The sequence below is a fragment of the Terrabacter terrae genome, assembly GCF_039529575.1.
GTDB lineage: Bacteria > Actinomycetota > Actinomycetes > Actinomycetales > Dermatophilaceae > Terrabacter > Terrabacter terrae.
On sequence record NZ_BAAANB010000021.1, the window covers coordinates 100,577 to 121,972 of the forward strand.

Genomic DNA, 21,396 nt, shown 5'->3' on the forward strand with positions numbered 1-21,396 from the left:
GCTCGGCACCTTAGGCGCCGGCGGGTCGCGGCGCCATCTCCGCACCGAGTCGCAGCGCCTCGATCATCGAGCGGTGGTCGGCGATGCCGGTGCCGGCGATGTCGAAGGCGGTGCCGTGGTCGACGGACGTGCGGATGACGGGCAGGCCGATCGTGACGTTGACGCCGGCCTCGAGGCCGAGCACCTTGACGGGGCCGTGGCCCTGGTCGTGGTACATCGCGACGACGAGGTCGTAGTCGCCGCGGCCGGCGAGGAAGAAGAGGGTGTCGGCGGGGAGGGCGCCGTGCACGTCGATGCCGTCGGCGCGGGCGGCCTCGACGCCGGGGTTGATCTTCGACTCCTCCTCGCCGTAGCCGAAGAGGCCGTTCTCGCCGGCATGGGGGTTGATGCCGCAGACGCCGATCTTCGGGTTCGGGTTGCCGGCATCGACGAGCGCCTTGTGGCCGCGGCGGATGACCCGCTCCACGAGGCCGGGCTCGATGCGGTTGACCGCGTCGATGAGGCCGATGTGGGTGGTCACGTGGATGACCTTGACCCTCTCGGTCGAGAGCATCATCGAGACCTCGGGTGTGCCGGTGAGGTGGGCGAGCAGCTCGGTGTGGCCGGGGAACACGTGGCCGCCGGCGTGCAGCGCCTCCTTGTTGAGCGGGGCCGTGCAGATGGCCTGCACCTTGCCTGCCATCGCGAGCTCGGAGGCGACGCGGATGTAGTGGTAGGCCGCGTCGCCGGCAACCGCCGAGAGCGTGCCGAAGGGGAGCTCCGGCGGCAGGAGGGCGAGGTCGATGACGTTGATCCGCCCCGGGGCCTCGGTCGCCTGCTCGACGTCGTCGATGGTGACGATGTCGACGGCGACCCCAGCGACGTCCGCCGCCTGCTTGAGGCGCAGCGCGTCACCGACGACGACCGTGCGCGCGAGTGTGGCGACGTGTGGGTCGGCGAGGGCCTTGACGATGATCTCGGGGCCGATGCCGGCGCCGTCTCCCATGGTCACGGCGATGCGGGGAAGGGTGACGGTCATGGGTTCTCCTCGGTGGTCGCGCCCGTGCGGGCGTGGGTTGCGGTGTGCACGGTGTGAGTGGGGCTGTGGCGTGGATGCGGCTCCAGCCGGCGCCGGCGAGCCGCAGAGGCGCTCGGCGACGCGGACCAGGGCGCCGGAGTCGCCGAAGCTGCCGGGCCGGGTCACGACGAGCCGGCCGTCGGGACGGCGGCTGAGGACGGTGCCGGTCTCGAGCTCGGTGACGACCTCGAGCGAGCGGACCCCGAGCCGGTCGAGGACGGCGCGGGCCGTCTCGCCGCCGGAGAGGAACGCTGCGCCAAAGCGGTCGAGGTGGGGCGCGACCGCCGCTGCGAGGGCGTCGCTGAGCAGGCGCGCGTGAGTGGGGCTCGCGGGCGCTTCGGGGTCGAGCGCGACCACGACGGTGCCCTGGTTGGGCACGGCGGCGAGGCGGGCGGCGAGTGCGTCCGGCGCGTCCAGCAGGCTCTGCGGCTGCACCAGCAGCACCTCGCTCGTCATCGTCTGCAGCTCCGCGATCTGTCCGGCCACCCCAGGTGCGCGCGTTCCGAGCACCAGCAGCAGTCCGGACGGCGAGGCGTCGTGGCCGTATGCCGAATCGCGCGGTTGCGGCGCCTCGCTGGGTTCCAGGGGTACGCCTGCGCCGGGCGCCGTCGTCCCGACGGCGTTGGGGGTCTGCTCCGGCAGCGCCCGGACGGCGGCGTCGGCGAGCGCGCCCGAGCCGACGAGGAGGGTCTCTTCGCCCGTGGCTGTGCTCGCCATCCGGGCCGCCGCATGGACCACGTCGAGGTCGGCCTCGGTGACGGCGTCACAAACGGCCACGAGACCGCGCTCGGCCGCGGAGACGAGCTCGACGCACACGGCTTCGGCGCCGCGCGCCACCGTGTGGTGGGAGACGAGCACGGTCAGCAGCGGCTCGAGTGCGTCGGCCACCCGCCTCGGCGCGGGAGTCGGCTCGAGCGCCCACAGCTCGGTGTCGTGGAGCGGCGTGCCTGCGACGTGCAGCACGCCGTCGCGCACGACCCGCTCGAGTGCGGGGTTGGCGACGGCGACGACCGGCGTGCGACGGAGCTCGTCGGCCAGCGCGGCGACCTCCGCGGCAAGGTGGCCCCGGAGGAGGGAGTCGACCTTCTTGACGACCACCGGGGCTGTGGAGACCAGGCCAGCCGCTGCGCGCACGGCCAGGGTGGCTCCCTCTGCGTCCACTCTTCGGGAGTCGGTGTCGACGGTCAGCACGCTCGTGCCACCGTTGCCGCAATCCGCTGGCCTCGGACAGGGGTGCGAGGAGGTGAGGGCCACGCTACTGCGCGAAACGCGCAGGAGAGCATGTGCTGCGCACTCTGCCGCGCCGCTGAGGTCGTCTGCGACGACGCCCAGAGCCAGTCCAGCCATGGGTCCTCCTACCCGCTTGCGACCAGTAAACACACTGTCCTGCATAGAAATCAGCGACCGTGCCGATGGACGGAAGCAGCTTCGAGTCCGGCGCGCGCGAGGACGCATCGGGCGGCGACTGCGGCACCCCTCCTTCACAAAAAACGCTACAGGTATTGCGCAGATCACGCAACGGTGCAAAGGTTGGTCATCCCGAGGGGCGCAGTGTGCGCCACCGACGGGGAGGCCACCGCTCAACGAGGAGTCCCGATGCCCCAGCAGCCTGCACTGCTTCCCACGTCTGACCTGCCGACGCGCGAGGTGTCGCGTCGCTCGGTCCTCAAGCTCGCCTCGCTGGCCGGCGCCGGAGCCCTCTTCGCTCCCGCCCTCGCCGCGTGTGCCGGGCCCAAGACCGCCACGAACGCCAGCACCGCCGGGGCGGGTGGTGCCGGAGGCACACTGAGCATCGTGCTCAACCGCAACTTGGTCAGCCTGGACAACAAGCTGAACCAGTACGACGCAGCCGTCACCGTCCAGCGCGCGGTCCGCGAGGCCCTGACGAAGATCGGCGACAACCTGACGCCCGAGCTTGTGCTCGCCCAGTCGTTCGAGCAGACCAAGCCCACCGAGTGGACCGTCAAGCTGCGCGACGACATCCACTACTCCGACAAGTCGCCGGTCACGGTCGAGGACGTCGAGACCGCCCTCAAGTTCTACTTCCAGGTGCCGGCGGGCTACGTCGCCGCCCAGTTCCCGGAGCAGCCGACCTTCAAGAAGATCGATGACAAGACCTTCACGCTGACGACCAAGGTCCCTGTCGTCACGCTCAACTCGCTGATGTCCAACATCCTCATCACCCCGGCCAAGGACAACAAGCCCGCGGAGCTGAGCACCGGCCTCGGCACCGGCCCGTTCGTCATCGCCAGCGCCGACACCGGCACCGGCACGTACAAGCTGACGCGCAACGAGAACTACTGGGGCCAGAAGGCCAAGCTCGACCAGGTCAACGTCTCCTACCAGGAGGAGGAGGGCGCCCGCGTCATCGCGATCACCTCCGGTCAGGCCGACGTCATCGACACCATCACGCCCGAGTCGGCGACCTCGCTCAAGACGAACAACGACATCGACGTCATCGAGACCCCCGGGACGCGCCTGATCCACCTCTTCTACAACTTCCGCAAGCCGAAGGGGCACCCGCTCGCCAACCCGAAGGTGCGTGAGGCCCTCAGCTACGCGATCGACCACGACTCGCTCATCAAGGCGCTGATGAACAACCAGGTCACCTCGGCCGAGGGCGTCGTGCCCAAGACCCTGTCCGGCTACGTCAAGACCGGCGCCTACACCTACGACCCGGCCAAAGCGAAGCAGATGCTCGCCGCGAACGGCGGCAGCGGCCTCAAGCTGACGTTCATCTGGGAGGACTCGGAGTTCGCGGGGGCCTCGCGCGTGCTCGAGGCCGTCTCGCAGATGCTGGCCGCCGTCGGCGTCACCGCCACGTTGAAGATGATCCCGAAGGGCGGCGACATCAACGCGTGGCGCCGCGGTGAGGCAGGCGACTGGGACGTGCTGGCCAACGGCTACGGCAACCAGACCGGGCTGGCCCTGACCAACCTCGTGGGGCAGTACGGCGGCACGGCCGAGAAGGAGAAGACCAAGGACACCTACCAGGGGTTCGTCTTCCCCGAGATCTCCACGCTGCTCGACCAGGCCGGCGCCGAGGCCGACGAGGGCAAGCGCAACGCCCTGCTCGCCCAGGCCCAGGAGAAGATCTGGGCGCTGTGGCCGGCCATGTGGGCGTGGACGCCCAACAACGTCCTGGCCAAGCGGAAGCGCGTGCAGAACCTCAAGCTGCGCGCGATCAACTCCTACGACCTCGCCGCCGTGACCGTCTCCGGCTGACCGAACCCCACCAGAGCGAGGTGCTCTCATGCTGAAGTACGTCCTCAAGCGGGTGGGCCAGACGATCCTGACGGCCTTCCTGGCCGTGGCGACCGTCTTCGTCCTGCTGCGCATGGCCCCGGGTGACCCGGCGGCGAACTATGCGCCGCCGAACCCCACCTCGGCGCAGCTCGAGGCCATTCGCGTGCAGTTCGGGCTCGACCAGTCGATCCCGGTGCAGTTCGTGACCTTCCTGCAGCACCTGTTCCAGGGGGACGTGGGCACGTCGTTCTTCTTCAAGCGCCCGGCGCTCGAGGTCGTCCTGGAACGCCTGCCCTACACGATCACCCTGGCGGTGGCCGCGATCGTCGTCACCGCGGCCGTGGCGATCCCGCTCGGCGTGTGGATGGCGCGTCGTAGCAACACGGCTCCGGAGCTCGGTGCCAACATCGGCACCATCGCCGGCCAGTCGATGCCGGACTTCTGGATCGGCTTCGTGCTGCTCATCCTCTTCGCGGTCAACCTGCACTGGTTCGCGCCCGCAGGATTCGACTCGGTGGCCTCGATCGTCCTGCCGACGGTGACGATCGCGATCCTGCAGATCGCGCTCATCTCGCGGCTCGTGCGTCGCGAGATGGTCGTCAACCTGGCCTCGCCGTACCTCACGGTCGCGCGGTCGAGAGGGGTGTCCGAGCGCGCGCTGACCTGGCGCTACGCGTTCTCCAACGCTGCCCTGCCCGTCGTGACGGCCCTCGGCACCCGGTTCGCGGCGATGCTCAACGGTGTCGTCATCGTCGAGGTCGTCTTCAACTGGCCCGGTGTCGGCGAGCTCGTCGTCAACGCGCTCAAACAGCGCGACTTCCCGCTGATCCAGGCCACCGTCCTCGTCACCGTGCTGCTGGCGCTCGTCGTCCAGCTGCTCGTCGACCTGCTCTACCCGCTCATGGACCCGCGGGTCCGACTCGGAGAGGCCAGCGCATGACCACCTCGACGAACCTGCCCGGCCACCCGCAGGTGCCCAACCTGAGCGAGGTGCCCGGATCCATCCTCGGACGCGACTCCGCGGTGACGAAGGTGCTGCTGCGCCGGTCCGCAGCCGCACGCCGCGCGCGCTACAGCACCATCAAGATCTGGGTCGGCGCGATCTGCGCCGGTGTGGTCGTCATCCCGGTCGTCCTTGCGGGAGTCCTTCCCCTGCCCGACCCGATCGTCGGCCAGCTGAGCCAGTCATCGCTGCCGCCCTTCAGCGCGGGGCACCTGCTCGGTACCGACCCCAACGGACGCGACCTGCTCTCACGCATCCTGCACGGCGGCCAGACCTCTCTCGTCATCGGCTTCCTCGCGATCTTCGTCTCTGGCCTCTTCGGCATCGTCGCAGGAGCCGCCGCCGGCTACTTCGGCGGCTGGGTCGACACCATCATCTCCCGGCTGCTCGAGGCCCAGATGGCATTGCCGCTGCTGCTCATGCTGCTGCTCGTCGTCGCCCTCTTCGGCCCGTCGATCCCCGTCATCACCCTCGTCATCGCCTTCGCCCAGTGGCCCGAGCCGGCGCGCATCACCCGGGCGCTCGTGCTCGTCGAGCGGGAGAAGCCCTACGTCGCGGCGGCGCGGGTGCTCGGCCTGCCGAAGTTCTCGATCCTCAATCGGCACGTCATCCCCAACATCCTCCAGCAGGTGCTCGTCGTCGTGCTGCTGCTGCTGGCCCAGGCCGTGCTGCTCGAGAGCGCTCTCAGCTTCCTCGGCGCCGGCGTCCAGCGCCCCTACCCCACGTGGGGCGGCATCATCTCCGACGGACGCGAGCTGTTCGTCACCGGCAAGCCGTGGCTCGTCACGATCCCGGGCATCGCCATCGCGCTGCTCGTCGTCGGCGTCAACCTCGTCGGCGACGGCCTGCGCGACCGGGTCCGACGCGCGAAGGGAGACCAGTCATGAGCGTCCTCGAGGTCAAGGACCTACACGTCGAGCTGATGACCGGCACGAGCGTCGTACGCGCCGTCGACGGCGTCAGCTTCCACATCGACGAGGGCGAGACGGTGACGATCATCGGCGAGTCCGGCTCGGGCAAGTCGACGACCGCGATGGCCATCCTGCGCCTGCTCCCTGACGATCTCGCGGTCATCTCCGGCGAGGCCCGCATCGGCGGCAAGGACGTCACCGGAAGCCGCAAGGTCATCGACAAGCTCCGCGGCCGAGCCGTCGCGCTCATCCCGCAAGATCCCATGACGGCCCTCAACCCCATCCGCACCATCGGCAGGCAGATGACCGAGGCCGTGCGCATCAAGTACCCCAAGCTGAGCAAGGCCGAGGCCAAGGCGCGTGCCCTCTCGCTCATGGAGCAGGTGCACATCCGCAACCCTGCCAAGCAGTTCGGTGCCTACCCGCACCAGCTCTCGGGCGGCATGCTCCAGCGCGTCCTCATCGCGATGGCCGTCTCGACCGACGCCGACCTCATCGTCGCCGACGAGCCGACCAGCGCGCTCGACGTCACCGTGCAGGCCGGCATCCTCGACCTGCTCCTCGAGATGCAGGAGCAGACGGGTATCGCACTGCTGCTCATCACCCACGACCTCGGCGTCGCGCGCCTGATGAGCGACCGCATCCACGTCATGAAGTCGGGCACCTTCGTCGAGGGCGGCCCCGTCACCGAGGTCGTCGACAACCCGCAGCACCCCTACACCCGCAAGCTGCTCGGTGCCATCCCAGAGCTCGGCCCGTGGGACGACCCGGCCGTCGGCGCCAACGGCCAGGCGTATGCCGCCACCGACGTCCCGGCGCAGCCCGAGGGGACTGCGTCGGCCGGGCCCACGGCATACGGCGCCCCGAAGCCCGTGAAGGAGGCCAGCCATGGCTGAGGACCTGCTGACCGTACGCAACCTCGTCGTCGAGTACGGCACCGGCAAGGACGTCTTCCGTGCGGTCGACGACGTGTCGTTCAGCGTCCCTCGCGGGGGCACCCTCGCCATCGTGGGGGAGTCCGGCTGCGGCAAGTCGACGATCGCCAAGGCGCTCGTCCGCCTGCTCAAGCCCACCTCGGGTGTCATCGACCTCGACGGCACCGACCTCGCCGGGCTGACGGAGAAGCAGCTGCGCCCGATGCGGCACCGCGTGCAGATGGTGTTCCAGGACCCCTACGGCTCGCTCGACCCACACCTCACGGCGCAGGAGATCGTCGCCGAGCCGATCAAGGTCCGCGGCGAGAAGTCGCGGAAGGTACAGCGCGACAAGGCGGCCGAGCTCATCGACCGTGTCGGACTGCCCCGCACCGCCCTGGAACGCAAGCCTCCCGAGTTCTCCGGCGGACAGCGCCAGCGCATCGGCATCGCCAGGGCGCTCGCATCCGGTCCCGAGCTCCTCGTGTGCGACGAGGCGACGAGCGCGCTCGACGTCTCGGTGCAGGCCCAGGTGCTCGAGCTGCTCGCAGACATCCAGCGCGACACGGGCCTGACCTACCTCTTCATCTCGCACAACCTGGGCGTGGTGCGCGCCATCTCGCAGGACACCATCGTCATGCGGGCCGGGCGCATCGTCGAGGTCGGCCGCACCGACGACCTGCTGTCGCGGCCGCAGGAGGAGTACACCCAGCGCCTGCGCCGATCGGCCCTCGAGCCGGCCCTGATGACCGGCATCAAACCCCGCCACCTCATCCGACACATCGCCGCCTCCCGCACGGCGGAGACCGAGAAGGCGTCATGACCACCGCTGCCCTCCCCACCATCGACCTGCCCGGTCTCGACCGGCCGCTCCCGCGACTCGTCCTCGGCACCATGACCTTCGGTGACACCGTCGACCTCGACACGGCCCGCACCATGGTCGACACCGCGCTCGACGCCGGCATCACCTCCATCGACACCGCCAACGGGTACGCCGGCGGGCGCAGCGAGGAGATGCTCGCCGAGATCCTCGCCGGCCGCCGCGACGCCGCGACCATCGCGACCAAGGCCGGGATCTACCCGGGCGACGCCGGTGGCGCGCCGCTGCTCTCCGCCGCAGGACTGCGGTCCTCGCTCGAGGCGAGCCTGCGCCGCCTGGGCACCGACTTCGTCGACGTCTACTACCTCCACCAGCCCGACCGGTCCGTGCCGATCGACGAGACCGTCTCCGCCCTGGGCGAGCTGCTCAAGGAGGGGAAGGTCCGCGCCATCGGCGTCTCCAACTTCTCGGCCTGGCAGATCGCCGACGTCTTCGCCGCCTGCGACGCGCTGGGCACGCCCCGGCCGATCCTCGCCCAGCAGCTCTACAACCTCGTCGCCCGCCGCATCGAGGCGGAGTACGCCGAGTTCGCCACCACCAAGGGGTTGGCGACGGTCGTCTACAACCCCCTCGGCGGGGGTCTGCTGACCGGACGCCACTCGTTCACCGAGTCGCCCGGCGAGGGCCGCTTCGGCTCCTCGGCGCTCGCCACCATGTACAAGGACCGCTACTGGAACGCCGAGACGTTCGCGGTCATCGAGGCCCTCGGCGCGATCGCGTCGCAGGCCGGCATCACCCTCCCCGAGCTGTCGCTGCGCTGGCTGCTGAGCAAGCCGGTCGTCTCGGCGGTGCTGCTCGGCGGTTCCAAACCATCCCAGCTGGAGGCCAACATCACTGCTGCACAAGCCGGTCCGCTCCCCGACGACGTCGTCGCCGCGTGCGACGAGGCAGGTGCCCCGCTGCTGGGCTCCATGCCGGGGTACAACCGATGAGCCGCGCGGCCGACGCCGGCCGGACGGCGATGGAGCGCAGCCGGGCCCGCGTGCTCGACTACGCCCGCCGCGTGCGCGCCCGCGAGACGATCCTCGGCTACTGGGTCATCATCGACTCGCCCGTCTCGACCGAGCGCCTCGCCCGGGTCGGCTACGACTACGTGTGCTTCGACGCCCAGCACGGCCTGCTCGACTACAAGGGAATCCTGTCCGGCATGCAGGCCATCGACGCCGGCGGCGAGTCGGTCGGCATGGTCCGCGTCGGGGCCAACGAGCCGTTCCTCATCGGGCAGGCCCTGGATGCAGGCGCCGCGGGCATCATCGTGCCCCTCGTCAACACCGCGGAGGACGCCGCCCGTGCGGTCTCCTACGCGAAGTACGGTCCCGAAGGCATCCGGTCCTACGGCCCCATGCGCTCGCAGCTGCGCATCGGCCCCGATCCCGCCGACGCCAACCAGGCCACGGTCGTCCTCGCGATGATCGAGACCCCGCAGGGCCTCGAGAACGTCGAGGCGATCGCGGCGACGCCCGGCATCGACGGCCTCTACATCGGCCCGTCCGACCTGCGCCTCGCCGTCGGTGGGGCGACGTCTACCGACCCTGAGGTCGACGACGTCTTCGAGGCCGCGGTCGAGCGCATCCTCGCAGCCGCGGAGGCGGCGGGCATCGCCGCCGGGTTCCACACCCCCAGCGGCGACGTCGCCGCGAAGCGTCTCGGCCAGGGGTTCACGCTCGCCACCGTCTCGTCCGACCTCGTCCACCTCGAGCAGGCCGCCTCGGCGCACCTCAGGGCGGCCCGGGGAGAGTCGTGACGGTCGCCGGGTCGGCGGAGGTGCTGCCGACCGACGGCGTGCTGCGCCCGCGCGAGGGAGGCGGTCGGACGGCATACCTCCCCACCCCGACGGTGCAGTGCCACGCGGCCAACCTCGCGTGGCTGCCGAACGGCGACCTGGCCTGCGTGTGGTTCGGCGGCACCCAGGAGGGCGTCAGCGACATCACCGCCTACCTCTCCCGTATGCCGTCGGGCACCGACACGTGGCAGGACCCCGTGCCGCTCAGCGACGACCCGACCCGCTCCGAGCAGAACCCGATCCTCTTCACGGCCCCGGACGGCGACGTCTGGCTGCTCTACACCGCCCAGCTCGCGGGCAACCAGGACACCTCCGAGGTGCGCCGCCGTGTCTCCCGAGACGGCGGCGTCACCTGGGAGCGCCCGACCGTGCTGCTGCCCGCGACGGACGCCGGCGGGGTGTTCGTCCGGCAGCCGCCCATCGTGCTCCCGACCGGACGCATCCTGCTGCCCGTCTTCAACTGCGTCACCGTGCCGGGCGAGAAGTGGGTCGGCAACGAGGACACCTCGAGCGTCTGGCGGAGCGACGACGGCGGTCAGACGTGGACCGAGTCGAAGGTGCCCGGGTCGCTCGGCTGCGTGCACATGAACCTCGTTGCGCGACAGGACGGCTCGCTGTGGGCGTGCTTCCGCAGCCGCTGGGCCGACCACGTCTGGGAGACCACCTCGACCGACGACGGCCTGACGTGGGCCGCGCCCACCCCGACAGGGTTGCCCAACAACAACTCCTCGATCCAGGCCGTCGTGACCGGCGGGGGAGAGGTGGCCCTCGTCTTCAACCGCAGCTCGGCCCTCGACGCCACGGAACGCCGGGTCTCGCTCTACGACGAGATCGACGACGAGGGTGTGGTCGACGGCCTCGACGGTCCGGTCGTGGCCGAGCCGTCCCCCGAGGCCGCGGAGGCCGCGGGACGCCGGACAGCCTACTGGGGTGCGCCCCGGGCCCCGATGACGCTGGGTCTCAGCCCGGACGAGGGCCGGTCCTGGCCGGTGCAGGTCGATATCGAGACGGGCGACGGCTACTGCATGTCCAACAACTCCCGCGACGGGCTCAACCGCGAGCTGTCCTACCCCTCGGTCCTGCCGGGCCCTGACGGCGACCTGCACGTCGCCTACACCTACCACCGTCGCGCCATCAAGCACGTGCACCTGCCCGCCGGCGTCGTCGACCGACTGCGCGGGAGCCGGCCGGCGTGACGGCAGGACACGCGCCCGGCCACACGCCGGCCGAGCGCGGGACACGCACCGCGGTCGTCACGGGGGCCAGCTCGGGCATCGGACTCGCCATCTCCGAGGATCTCCTCGGTGCAGGCTGGCGGGTGCTCGGGCTGAGCCGCTCGCGCGGTGGGCTGCCGGAGTCGGCGACGTGGGTGCGGTGCGACCTCGCCGACGTGCAGTCGACCGCGCAGGCCGTCGACGTCGTGCGCGCGGCGGCAGCCGACGGCCTCGACGCGGTGGTCCACGCCGCCGGCCTGCAGTACTCCGGCCGGCTGGGCGGCCTCGACCCCGCCCACGGAGAACGGATGTGGGCGGTGCACGTCCGCGGCGCCGAGCTGCTCGTCGGCGGACTGGTCGACCTGCTCGTCGACGGTGGGCGCGTCGTGCTGCTCGGCAGCCGCACGATGACGGGTGTGCCGGGCAAGAGCCAGTACGCCGCCACCAAGGCCGCGCTCGCCGCGATGGCGCGCGCGTGGGCCGCCGAGCTCGCGCCCCGCCGGATCACCGTCAACGTCGTCGCGCCCGGCCCCACGCGCACGGCGATGCTCGAGGACCCGAACCGCGCCTCCGTGCCGCCGGTCGTGCCGCCTCTCGGCCGGCTGGTGGAGCCGTCGGAGGTCGCGGCCCTGACCCGCTTCCTCCTCGAGCCGACCGGTGCGATGGTGACGGGCCAGACCCTCGTCATGTGCGGCGGCGCCTCCCTGCCCTGACCGCCGCGGTGCGGCCCCGCCTCAGCGGTGCGCGCCGACCGCAGGAGTGCGCGCTTCACCGTGCACTCCTGACGCGAGTGTGCACTCGCCACGCGGCCGGCCGGCCGGTGGCTCCGGCTCAGGCGGTGACGTTCTCGAGGACCATGGCGAGCCCCTGGCCGACGCCGATGCAGATGCACGCGACGCCCCAGCGCTCGCCGGAGCGCTGGAGGCTGCGGGCGAGCGTGCCGACGATGCGGCCGCCGGACGCGCCGAGCGGGTGCCCGATGGCGATGGCCCCGCCGTGCCGGTTGACGATCTCGGGGTCGATGCCCCAGGCGTCGATGCAGGCCAGGGACTGCGCAGCGAACGCCTCGTTGAGCTCGACGGCCGACACGTCGGCCCAGGTGATGCCGGCACGAGCCAGTGCCCGGTCGGCCGCCTCCACCGGGGCGAAGCCGAAGTACTGCGGGTCGAGGGCGCTTGCGCCCCGCCCGGCGATGCGCGCGACCGGGTCGAGACCGAGCCGCTCGCGGGCGGCGGCGCTGCCGACCAGGACCGCGGAGGCGCCGTCGTTGAGCGGCGAGGCGTTGCCGGCCGTCACGGTGCCGCCCTCCTTGCGGAACGACGTCTTCAGCCCGGCGAGACGCTCGACCGTGGTGTCGGGGCGGATCGACTCGTCCCACCCGAGGTCGACGCCGGGCACCGGCACGACCAGGTCGTCGTAGAAGCCCTCGCCCCACGCGGCGTCGGCCAGCCGGTGCGAGCGCGCCGCGAACTCGTCCTGGCGTTCGCGGGTCACGCCGTGCTTCTCGCGGAGCTGTTCGGTGGCCTCGCCGAGGGAGACCGTCCACTCCGACGGCATGCGCGGGTTGACCAGACGCCACCCGAGCGTCGTCGATGACAGCTCGAGGTTGCCGGCGGGATAGGGCTTCTCGGTCTTGGGCATGACCCACGGGGCGCGTGTCATCGACTCGACGCCGCCGACGAGGACGACGTCGGAATCGCCCGTCTCGACCTGCCGGGAGGCGATGATCGCGGCGTCGAGGCTCGAGCCGCAGAGCCGGTTGACCGTCGTGCCGGGGATGCTGGTCGGGAGGCCCGCGAGCAGGGTCGCCATCCGGGCAACGTTGCGGTTCTCCTCGCCGGCGCCGTTCGCGTTGCCGAAGACCACCTCGTCGACCACCCCCGGGTCGGTGCGCAGGCCGGGGGACCGGTCGACGACGGCGCGGACGACCAGCGCCGCGAGGTCGTCCGGTCGCGTGGTTGCGAGGGATCCGCCGAAGCGGCCGAAGGGGGTGCGGACGGCGTCGTAGACGAACGCGTCGATCACGGTGGTGACTCCCTCGAAGGGGTGGGACGGCATACGGCCCCGTGAGTCTACGGGCGCTGTCGGGGACCTGTTGTCGAACGGTTCCCCGATGTGGCCGGAGTGAGGATCTGACGTTGCCGGGCCGTGGTGTGCGCCTCCATAACGTTCTTCTCGTAGCAACAACGCGCAAACCACCGAGGCAGCCGAGCGGCTGCACAAGACAGCTTGGAGCAGCCAGATGAACCGCAAGATCCTCGTCCCCCTCGCCACCCTCCTCGCCGCCGGCAGCATCGCCGTGGGCTCGGGTGCGACCTTCAGCTCGACCACGGGCAACACGATCTCCGCGGTCACCGCCGGCACCCTGACGCAGAGCAACTCCAAGGACGGGCAGGCCATCTTCAACCTGACCAACCTGAAGCCTGGCGACGTCCTCAACGGCTCGCTGACGCTGACCAACACCGGCTCCCTGCCGGCCCTCTTCTCGCTGACCGAGGTCTCCTCGACCAACGGCTTCTCGGCCTCGAACCTGTCGCTCGACATCAAGGACACGACCGCCAACGCGACCGTCTTCAGCGGCACCTTCGGCGGCCTCACCGACGGCGCGAAGAACGACCTCGGCACGTGGGCGCCCGGCCAGGCCCACGTCTTCACCTTCACCGTCAAGCTCAGCGCCGACGCCACGAACGCCGAGCAGGGCAAGACCGCCGGCGCCGTCTACTCCTGGAGCTCGGTCCAGGACGCGGCCACGACGGTCAACCAGTGAGCTGACCCCGCAAGGGGTTCGGAGGGCCCGGGAGGGGCCCGAGGTATGCCGGGCGGGGCTTGGGGAGCCCCTCCCGGCACCACACGTCTCGACATCTCGAACCACCAGACCTGAGCGAGGAGCACACCATGGCAAGGCAGCAGACCGAACGCGCCAGCACCGCACGCCGGCTGTCCCGCTGGTCGGCCAACCTCGTGGTCACCGTCGTCATCGCCGCCTGCGCCGCCTGGCTGCTGCCGAGCCTGATGGGCTACAGCCGCTACGTCATCACCGGGGGGTCGATGACGGGCACCTACGACAAGGGCTCCATCGTCCTCGAGAAGCCCGTGCCCGTGAACGGCCTGAAGGTCGGAGACGTCATCACCTACCTGCCGCCCGCCGACTCCGGGGTCTCCAACCTCGTCACGCACCGCATCCTGGAGATGAAGCCGGCCGCCGGTGGCGGCATGCTCTTCACCACGAAGGGCGACGCGAACCCCAAGCCGGACCCGTGGCACTTCACGCTCGTGTCCCAGGAGCAGCCCGTCGTGCAGCTGGGCGTGCCCCACGCCGGGTGGGTGCTCATCGCCCTGGCCGACCGCAACACCCGGATGATGGTCATCGGTGGTCCGGCCGCCCTGATCGCGCTCGTCGCCCTGGGTCAGTTGATGGGCGCCGCCCGCGGCAACGGGAAGAAGCCGACCGCCGAGGCTCCCGCCGCACACGCCTGAGGCGAGCCGAGCCGCGCGGCGCGATTGTTACCGAGGCGTGGAGCCCGCAGCCCTCGCTGTTGCCCACCCGTGGAGTGCCGCTCCCTAGCGTTGGACCTGTCCACTCGACACCCTCAGGAAGAGAAACCCATGTCCCGCGGTCCCCGTGCACAGCTGGCCCTCGCGGTCGCCGGCGTGCTGGGAGTGTTCGCCGTGGTGAGCGGGCTCGTGTCTCCTGCAGTGGCCTTCAGCGGCGCGACCTTCAGCAGCACGACCTCCAACGCCGTGAGCAGCGTGACCGCCGCGTCCGACTGGACGCCTCCGACTGTCTCGGTGACCGATCCCGGCTCACCCGTCAAGGGCACGGTCACCGTCTCCGCGACCGCAATCGACGCCGACAGCGGCGTCGCCTCGGTCACCCTCCAGTACTTCGCCACCAACGGCTCGGCGTGGGTCACGCTGTGCACGGCAACCGCGGCACCGTACGTCTGCAGCTGGAACACCACGGTCGGCGCCGACGGCTCCTACGTCCTCCGCGCGACCGCCACCGACAAGGCCGGCTACTCCACGACGTCCGCCGGCGTGCAGACCACTGTCGCCAACAACCTCCTGGTGGTCCTGGGCGACCCGGGCGACATGGTCAGGGGCACCGTGCCGCTGACTGCCACGCTCTACAACGCCGGCACCGTCAGCTACTCGGTCGCGATCCAGTACGCCGTCAGCGGCACGACCACGTGGAAGACGCTGTGCACGACGACCGTTTCGCCGTATGCGTGCAGCTGGAACACCACGGGCGCCGCCTTCACCCAGGGCGAGTCCTACGACGTGCGTGCGGTGGCCACCGCGGGAATCGCGAGCACGACGTCCTCCCTGGTCTCGGGCGTCCTCGTCGACAACGTCGCCCCGACGGTCACCATGCAGGACCCCGGCACTCCGCTGCGTGGCACGGTGACCCTCGCGGCGACCGCGAGCGACGCGGAGTCCGGTGTGTCGCAGGTCCTCGTCCAGTACCAGCTGTCCGGCGCCTCCACCTGGACGACGGCGTGCACGCTGACCGTCGACCCCTTCAGCTGCCGCTACGACACGACGAAGCTGCCCGACGGCACGTATGCCTTCCGGGCGGTGGCGACGGACGCGGTCGGCAATGGCACGACCTCGCCTGTCGTCGGCAGCCGCTCGGTCGACAACACCGTCTCGTCGGTCTCGATGGAGGACCCGGGCGCCTACCTGAACGGCACGGCGACGCTCACGGCGACGGCGAGCTCGACGGCCGGCGTCACGTCCGTGCGCATCGACTCCGCGCCGACCGGGACCACCACCTGGACCGCCGTCTGCACCGACACGGCGTCGCCGTATGGGTGCAGCTGGGACACCACGAAGGTGGCCGACGGCCTCTACGACTTCCGGGCGGTCCTCGTGGACGGCAAGAGCAGCACGACGACGTCGACCACGGTCAGCGCCCGGCGCGTGGACAACAGCCCGGTGCGCGGCTACGACGTGCAGACGGTGTCGGGCGGCGCCACCCCGGGCCGGCTCGACTCCGGGGACGTCCTGCGGCTCACCTACACCCAGCTGGTCGCCCTCCCGACCATCACGCCGGGCTGGACCGGGGCGAGCCTCCCGGTGACGCTGCGGTTGCGGGACGGCAACCTGCTCGGGTTCGGCAGCACGGGCGACACGCTGGACGTGCTGCGCAGCGGGGCGACTGTCAACCTCGGCTCGGTCAACCTCAAGCAGGACTACGTCAAGTCCAGCAAGACCGCCCAGTTCGCCGCGACGATGGTGGCCTCGACGACCACCATCAACGGCGCGACGGCCACCGTGGTCACCATCACCCTCGGCAGTGCCACGAACGCCAGCGTCCTGCGCACGTCGTCCACCGGCTCCACCATGGTGTGGACGCCGTCAGCTGCGGCCACCGACCTCAACGGCACGCCCACCTCGACGGCGCCGACCTCCGAGCTGGGCGCGCTGGACAGGGAGTTCTGATGGCCGGGACCGACGCGCGACTCCTCGCCCGCCACCGGCATACGCCGTGTTCCCGGGTCGCGGCCGTGCTGACCGTCGCGCTCGCCGCGACGGTGGGTGCGGGGCACCCGAGCACGGCTGCGCTGACCTCCTGGGTGGGTGTGCTCGTCTGCGCCGTCGTGGCCGCCGGCACTCTCGGCGGCGCGAAGCTGTGGCGCGACAACTGCTTCGAGTCGCGCCTGGTCGTCGTGGTGCTCGCCATCGGCACCGCGACGTGCCAGACGCTGGCCTCGACCGTCGGCGCGCCCGGCGGCCACGCGGCCCACTGGCCTGCGACCGCGCTGCTCGTCGTGGCTCTCTCGGTGGCGATCCCGCTCCTCGTGCTCGGCGACACCCGGTTGCGTGCCCGGGCCCGGAAGGATCCGCCGCCCTATGCTCTCTGAGGTGATGCACCAGATCCTCGTGGTCGAGGACGACGACGGAATCGCCCTGCCCCTGCTCCGCACCCTCGACCGCGAGGGGTATGCGGTCGAGCGGGTCGCGACAGGCGCTGCGGGACTGGAGCGGGCCGCCCGCGGGACGTCGACCTCGTCGTGCTCGACCTCGGCCTCCCCGACATCGACGGTCTCGACGTGTGCCGACAGCTGCGCACCGACGGCTACGACAACGGCATCCTCATTCTGACCGCCCGCGGTGGTGAGCTCGACCGCGTCGTCGGGCTCGACGTCGGCGCCGACGACTACCTCGGCAAACCGTTCGGGCTCGCCGAGTTCCTCGCTCGCGCACGGGCGCTGCTGCGGCGCACGACCCGGGGCAGCAGCGTCGCGAGCGCGCCCGTCGAGGCCGCCGCTCCGGCGCCCGGTCTGCGGGTGGACCCACGGGCGCGGCGCGTGTGGGTGGGCCCCGAAGAGGTCGCCCTGACGTCGAAGGAGTTCGACCTGCTCGCCATGCTGGACTCCGAGCGGGGCCAGGTGCTCTCCCGGGAGCGACTGATGGACGAGGTGTGGGACGAGAACTGGTTCGGCTCGACGAAGACCCTCGACGTGACGGTGGGACGACTGCGACAGAAGCTCGACGACAGCCAGGCCCCGGCCCGCATCGTGACGGTGCGCGGCGTGGGGTTCCGGCTGGAAGCCGGGTGAGCTCGTGCGAGAACGCCTGGTTGCGGCGTTCGTCGGGCTCACGGTCGTGGTGGTCGGCCTCTTCGGGGTCCCACGCGCGTACATGGTGGCCGACATGGTCCGCGCACAGGAGCAGTCACGGGTCGACCGGGTGGCGGACCTGGCGGCAGTGGTGCTGGATCAGCGCCTCGACGCCGGCCAGCTCGTCAGCCCGGACCTCCTGGACCGCCTGACTGCTGCCGGCGAGCAGGTGTCGGTCCAGCTCGGCGGGCGCACCGTGGTGTCCACGGGCTACGGCCAGGCACCCCGTGCGGACGACCTGTTCGCCACGCGACGGCTGGCCGGCGGGGGCGTGCTCTCCGCGCGTCGCAGTGCCACGGTCGTCGGCGACGAGGTCTCGCAGGCGCTGCTTCCGGTGGTCCTGCTGGGGCTGGGGCTGGTGCTCGTCTCGGGCGTCGTCGGATTCGTCCTGGCCAGGCGACTGGCGCGACCGTTCCAGGAGCTCGCGACCGCAGCGCACGGCCTGGGGGCGGGGGAGCTGCACCCGCGGCTGCCCGGCTACCCGGTGCCCGAGGCGGAGGCCATCCGCGACGCCCTCGTCGTCAGTGGTGCTCGGATCGAGAGCGCCCGAGCCCGTGACCGGGAGCTGGCCGTGCACGCCTCCCACGAGCTGCGCACGCCGCTGACGGCGCTCCGTCTCGACCTCGAGGACCTGACCCTGTGGCCCGAGACCCCGCAGGCCGTGGCCACCGAGCTGCGGCGATCCGTGGGCGACCTCGACCGGCTGGGCACCGCCATCGGCGAGCTGCTCGAGCTCTCCGCGCAGCAGCGCCGCGACAGCAAGACCGATGTCGACCTGGCGCGCCTCGTCGACGACGTGGTCCGGCATGCTGGTGAGGCGGGTGGGCCGCCGGTCACCTGCAAGTCGTCGGGCCCCGTCCTGGCCAGGGTCGAGCCGAGCACCCTGAGCGAGCTGCTCGAGCTGCTCGTCTCCCACGCGCGGCGGGACGCCGCAGCCGTCCGGGTAGAGGTCGACGGTGGGGGTCCACACCCCGAGATCAGGGTGGTTCCGGAGCTCGCGGGCGGCACCAGTGCTCTTGCGGCGCAGCCCGATCCCGGATGGTCACGGGCCTCCGCACTGGCGATCACGCTCGGTGGGCGGCTCACTCGCGGTGTGGCTCCCGGCGAGGCGGTCCTGTGGCTGCCGGGAGAACGGACCCCGGCTCTCGTGACGCCCTGACCAGTCAGGCGCTGACCCGGCACGACCGCTCGGCGGCATCTGCGGACGTGGTCGACCTCCATGCCGACGACGCCGTCCTGACCACCCCCGAAGGCGCGTTCACAGGCAGGAACGAGCTCCGCGCGCGCTTCGCCCGCGAGCTGGACGCGCTGTCGGACGTCCGGTCCGACGTCATTGGCTGCGTCGAAGCCGAGGACGTGGCCCAAGGGTGCCGACGTGCTCAAGACAAGGGGTTTCACGCCACGTTGCGTCGCTTCGCCGGCTCAGCATTGTCGGAGGAGCGCTCCGGGACGGCGAAGGGCCTCCCGCACGGCAAGGTCGCCTCGCGTGGCCGGGCAGTTTCCAGCCCATCGGGCGCGGGGAACTAGGTGGTTGAGTTCTCGAGGAGGCTCTTGAGGCGCTGAAGGTCCTTACGGTTGGCGCGTCGCATGGCTCGGGCGATCACTGGTGCTGTGAGGTGGCCGAAACCTGACGGTTCTCCCTGGTTGCGCAGGGTCATACGCGTGCCACCGTCCGCCGTGTCGGACCAGGTGTAGGTCGTCTGCATCGGGAATGGGCCATCAGCGGTACTCATCACGAACCGCTCGCCATCGCGCAGTTCTCGGACCTCGTAGGTGTACGCGATACGCCGTCGCAAGAAGTGGGCGACGAACGCCATGCGCGACCCGACGGCGAGGGGTGGCGCAGTCTCCAGGACCACGGAGCTGATGTTCACGTACCAGCGAGGAGCGTTCTCCGGATTGCTTGCGAAGGCAGCGACCTGATCGCGGTCGACGTCGATCTCGATGGAGGTCACCACGTCCACGGCCACCGCACGAGGCTACTCCCCAGCCGGCTGATCCAACGGCGTCAGCGGACCGCTCACCGGCCATGCTCCCGCGGCTGGCCACGCTTGGGAGCGCCCTTGTGGACCCTGTGTCGGCGGCGGGAGAATCGGGCTGGAAGGTCCATTCTCGAAGGAGTGGCATGCCCGGGGCGCAGCGAACGATCGTCGTCGACCGGCCGGTCAACCGGGTTCGACGTCAGTCACGTTCTCGCTCTCGGCCGACCTGGTCGGCCTCAAGAAGCTTCTGATGTCCGGATCGGTCCAGAAGTCCATGGACGGGGAGATGGCCGCACTCGACTCCGCAAAGAGGCTGCTCGAGTCCGAGTAGAACCAAAGGGGAGGTCTCATGCGACAGATGCCGGTCGACCTGCGCGCGTGTGGAGCCCGGCTGGGTCACTCGTTCGCAGGTTCGTGCAGGCGGACCCACACTCGTTTTCCGCCACGCTGATTGTCGACGCCCCAGGCATCACTGAGTGCCTCAATGATGCGGAGCCCCCATCCGCCCTCGGCACCCGGTTCGAGCGCCAGCACGGGGATCACCGCAGAGCCGTCGGCAACGCTGACCGTCACTGATCTCTCATGCATCGTCAGCGCAAGTTCCAGGCCGCCACCGCCATGTCGAATCGCGTTGGTGACGAGTTCGCTCACTACGAGTTCAGCATCACGCAGCCAGTCTTCATCGGTGCAGTTCCAAGACTCGAGGATCGGACGAATGGCCTTGCGGGCGGTGGGTGCTGCGCTGGCGTCGAACAGGGGCAGATCGATGTGGGCCGTGAGCTCGGCCACCCGGGCCTCGTTTCAGAGAAGTCGGCGTTGGTCCGTCCGTCGGGTTGCGCCGCGGGCAGACCGCGGCAACCGGCCCTTGATCAAGGGCCTCGCTCTCTGGGCGAACGACCGAAGTTCTGCCGTAAGTCTCTGCCTGCCTTCGAGTGTGCGCTTTTGCTCCAGGGGTGACAAGCGGTACCGCCGCGAGTCCCCCCGCGGCCAGCTCATCGGCACGATCGGTCGCCGGCATGGCGTTCGCCTGCTGGGGAGCATGCACCGTTGTGGCACTGAAGACGCAACCGCGGCCCCGTCGAGGGCCTGGACGATCCTCGGATCCTGAGATGAACTGGAGGACCAACCAACGCCGGAGGCTTGCGCGACGTCCTGGTGGCGCTGATCTCCGGGTGTAGGTTCAGCGAACCTGGAGGGCCTCAGTCCTCGAGCAGGCCGATCGACAGGGCGACCGGGTCGATCGACAGCGCGACCGGGTCAACGCCGGCGATCCCCCACAGACGGGTTGCGACGCGGCACAGGTCATCCGCGACATGGAGCACGTTCCTCCCCGTGGTCGGCACGGCGACCTCGGTCCCTCCCTCGAGCGGGTGGGAGACGACCGCGCCGGGCACGAGGGCGAGCAGACGCTCGTCGACTTCTCGGGACAGCACCTCGTCGAAGGCGGCGCGGACCGCGTAGTCGGGCATGGTGGTCACTGTGTCACTTCGACCGTCGTGGAGGTATGGACTTTGGTCCCGACTGACCGGTCGGTGAGGCACCTGGTTCGGGGAGCACAGCGCGACCTGGTCGGGCCACTGTCGTCGCCAACGACAGAGGAGGAAGGTCTGCCCGGTGGGGTCTGGCCAGTAGAGCTAGCCGGGCTCCACCCTTGGTGGTCGATGCGCTGGTGGTTGCACTGAGCGCCGCTGATCGCCGGAGGGCAGGAGCCATGGGCGGCTGAGGGCAGCACCGGTGGCACGACCGGACGCGTTCTGCTGGTGACGGATGCCCCGCTGAA

At 70.7% G+C, this 21,396-nt stretch carries 21 protein-coding genes; 16 read left to right on the plus strand and 5 right to left on the minus strand.

What is annotated here, in order from left to right; genetic code table 11:
* Positions 1–10: 10 nt before the first annotated feature.
* Positions 11–2,404, minus strand: a complete 2,394-nt coding sequence (pdxA, locus tag ABD194_RS10570) for a 4-hydroxythreonine-4-phosphate dehydrogenase PdxA (protein WP_425579974.1) — start codon at positions 2,402–2,404, stop codon at positions 11–13.
* Positions 2,405–2,653: 249 nt separating this feature from the next.
* On the opposite strand from pdxA, the gene ABD194_RS10575 reads away from it, so the two are divergent.
* Genes ABD194_RS10575 through ABD194_RS10615 form a run of 9 tightly spaced genes read left to right on the plus strand, consistent with a single transcriptional unit; the run spans position 2,654 to position 11,721 of the window.
* Positions 2,654–4,282, plus strand: coding sequence for an ABC transporter substrate-binding protein (locus ABD194_RS10575; protein ID WP_343991038.1), 1,629 nt, complete (start codon positions 2,654–2,656; stop codon positions 4,280–4,282).
* 28 nt (positions 4,283–4,310) lie between these two features.
* A complete protein-coding gene (locus tag ABD194_RS10580; protein ID WP_343991040.1) occupies positions 4,311–5,243 on the plus strand; it encodes an ABC transporter permease in 933 nt (310 codons plus the stop codon).
* Positions 5,240–6,193, plus strand: a complete 954-nt coding sequence (locus tag ABD194_RS10585) for an ABC transporter permease (protein WP_343991042.1) — start codon at positions 5,240–5,242, stop codon at positions 6,191–6,193. The genes ABD194_RS10580 and ABD194_RS10585 overlap by 4 nt, the downstream gene beginning before the upstream one ends.
* Positions 6,190–7,113, plus strand: coding sequence for an ABC transporter ATP-binding protein (locus ABD194_RS10590; protein ID WP_343991045.1), 924 nt, complete (start codon positions 6,190–6,192; stop codon positions 7,111–7,113). Before ABD194_RS10585 ends, ABD194_RS10590 begins: the two co-directional genes overlap by 4 nt.
* Complete coding sequence (locus ABD194_RS10595) at positions 7,106–7,954, plus strand: ATP-binding cassette domain-containing protein (protein WP_343991047.1); 849 nt, start codon at positions 7,106–7,108, stop codon at positions 7,952–7,954. The genes ABD194_RS10590 and ABD194_RS10595 overlap by 8 nt, the downstream gene beginning before the upstream one ends.
* Positions 7,951–8,943 (plus strand): aldo/keto reductase, encoded by a 993-nt coding sequence (locus ABD194_RS10600; RefSeq protein WP_343991050.1) that lies wholly within the window; start codon positions 7,951–7,953, stop codon positions 8,941–8,943. The genes ABD194_RS10595 and ABD194_RS10600 overlap by 4 nt, the downstream gene beginning before the upstream one ends.
* Positions 8,940–9,755: an HpcH/HpaI aldolase family protein gene (locus ABD194_RS10605; RefSeq protein ID WP_343991052.1), complete on the plus strand. Its 816-nt coding sequence runs from the start codon at positions 8,940–8,942 to the stop codon at positions 9,753–9,755. The genes ABD194_RS10600 and ABD194_RS10605 overlap by 4 nt, the downstream gene beginning before the upstream one ends.
* Positions 9,752–10,990 carry a sialidase family protein gene (locus tag ABD194_RS10610; protein ID WP_343991054.1) on the plus strand — a complete coding sequence of 413 codons (1,239 nt, stop codon included), beginning with the start codon at positions 9,752–9,754 and terminating at the stop codon, positions 10,988–10,990. The genes ABD194_RS10605 and ABD194_RS10610 overlap by 4 nt, the downstream gene beginning before the upstream one ends.
* A complete protein-coding gene (locus ABD194_RS10615) occupies positions 10,987–11,721 on the plus strand; it encodes an SDR family NAD(P)-dependent oxidoreductase (RefSeq protein WP_343991056.1) in 735 nt (244 codons plus the stop codon). Before ABD194_RS10610 ends, ABD194_RS10615 begins: the two co-directional genes overlap by 4 nt.
* Positions 11,722–11,839: 118 nt before the next feature.
* Here ABD194_RS10615 and ABD194_RS10620 read toward each other — a convergent pair whose 3' ends face one another.
* Entirely contained in the window at positions 11,840–13,033 is a 1,194-nt protein-coding gene (locus ABD194_RS10620; RefSeq protein WP_343994107.1) for a thiolase family protein, read from the minus strand.
* Positions 13,034–13,250: 217 nt separating this feature from the next.
* On the opposite strand from ABD194_RS10620, the gene ABD194_RS10625 reads away from it, so the two are divergent.
* The 7 genes from ABD194_RS10625 (at position 13,251) to ABD194_RS21630 (ending at position 19,161) form a co-directional block, all read left to right on the plus strand.
* Positions 13,251–13,775, plus strand: a complete 525-nt coding sequence (locus ABD194_RS10625) for a TasA family protein (protein ID WP_343991059.1) — start codon at positions 13,251–13,253, stop codon at positions 13,773–13,775.
* 128 nt (positions 13,776–13,903) lie between these two features.
* Positions 13,904–14,485 (plus strand): signal peptidase I, encoded by a 582-nt coding sequence (locus ABD194_RS10630; protein WP_343991061.1) that lies wholly within the window; start codon positions 13,904–13,906, stop codon positions 14,483–14,485.
* A 129-nt stretch (positions 14,486–14,614) separates the two neighbouring features.
* The gene (locus ABD194_RS10635) at positions 14,615–16,453 is read left to right on the plus strand and encodes an Ig-like domain-containing protein (protein ID WP_343991063.1); all 1,839 of its coding nucleotides are present in this window, start codon (positions 14,615–14,617) and stop codon (positions 16,451–16,453) included.
* Entirely contained in the window at positions 16,453–16,875 is a 423-nt protein-coding gene (locus tag ABD194_RS10640; RefSeq protein WP_343991065.1) for a hypothetical protein, read from the plus strand. Before ABD194_RS10635 ends, ABD194_RS10640 begins: the two co-directional genes overlap by 1 nt.
* A gap of 150 nt (positions 16,876–17,025) precedes the next feature.
* On the plus strand, positions 17,026–17,574 hold the full coding sequence (locus ABD194_RS10645; protein ID WP_343991067.1) for a response regulator transcription factor: 549 nt from the start codon (positions 17,026–17,028) through the stop codon (positions 17,572–17,574).
* Between the two features lie 4 nt (positions 17,575–17,578).
* Positions 17,579–18,793: a histidine kinase dimerization/phospho-acceptor domain-containing protein gene (locus tag ABD194_RS10650; RefSeq protein WP_343991069.1), complete on the plus strand. Its 1,215-nt coding sequence runs from the start codon at positions 17,579–17,581 to the stop codon at positions 18,791–18,793.
* Positions 18,751–19,161, plus strand: a complete 411-nt coding sequence (locus tag ABD194_RS21630; RefSeq protein WP_425579975.1) for a nuclear transport factor 2 family protein — start codon at positions 18,751–18,753, stop codon at positions 19,159–19,161. The genes ABD194_RS10650 and ABD194_RS21630 overlap by 43 nt, the downstream gene beginning before the upstream one ends.
* Here the strand turns inward: ABD194_RS21630 and ABD194_RS10655 are convergent.
* The 3 genes from ABD194_RS10655 to ABD194_RS10665 form a co-directional block, all read right to left on the minus strand.
* Positions 19,158–19,604, minus strand: a complete 447-nt coding sequence (locus tag ABD194_RS10655) for an SRPBCC family protein (protein WP_343991071.1) — start codon at positions 19,602–19,604, stop codon at positions 19,158–19,160. The two genes, ABD194_RS21630 and ABD194_RS10655, sit on opposite strands and share 4 nt — an antisense overlap.
* A 408-nt stretch (positions 19,605–20,012) precedes the next feature.
* Positions 20,013–20,405 (minus strand): ATP-binding protein, encoded by a 393-nt coding sequence (locus ABD194_RS10660; protein ID WP_343991073.1) that lies wholly within the window; start codon positions 20,403–20,405, stop codon positions 20,013–20,015.
* Positions 20,406–20,815: 410 nt separating this feature from the next.
* Entirely contained in the window at positions 20,816–21,085 is a 270-nt protein-coding gene (locus ABD194_RS10665; protein ID WP_343991075.1) for a hypothetical protein, read from the minus strand.
* Positions 21,086–21,396: the final 311 nt, after the last annotated feature.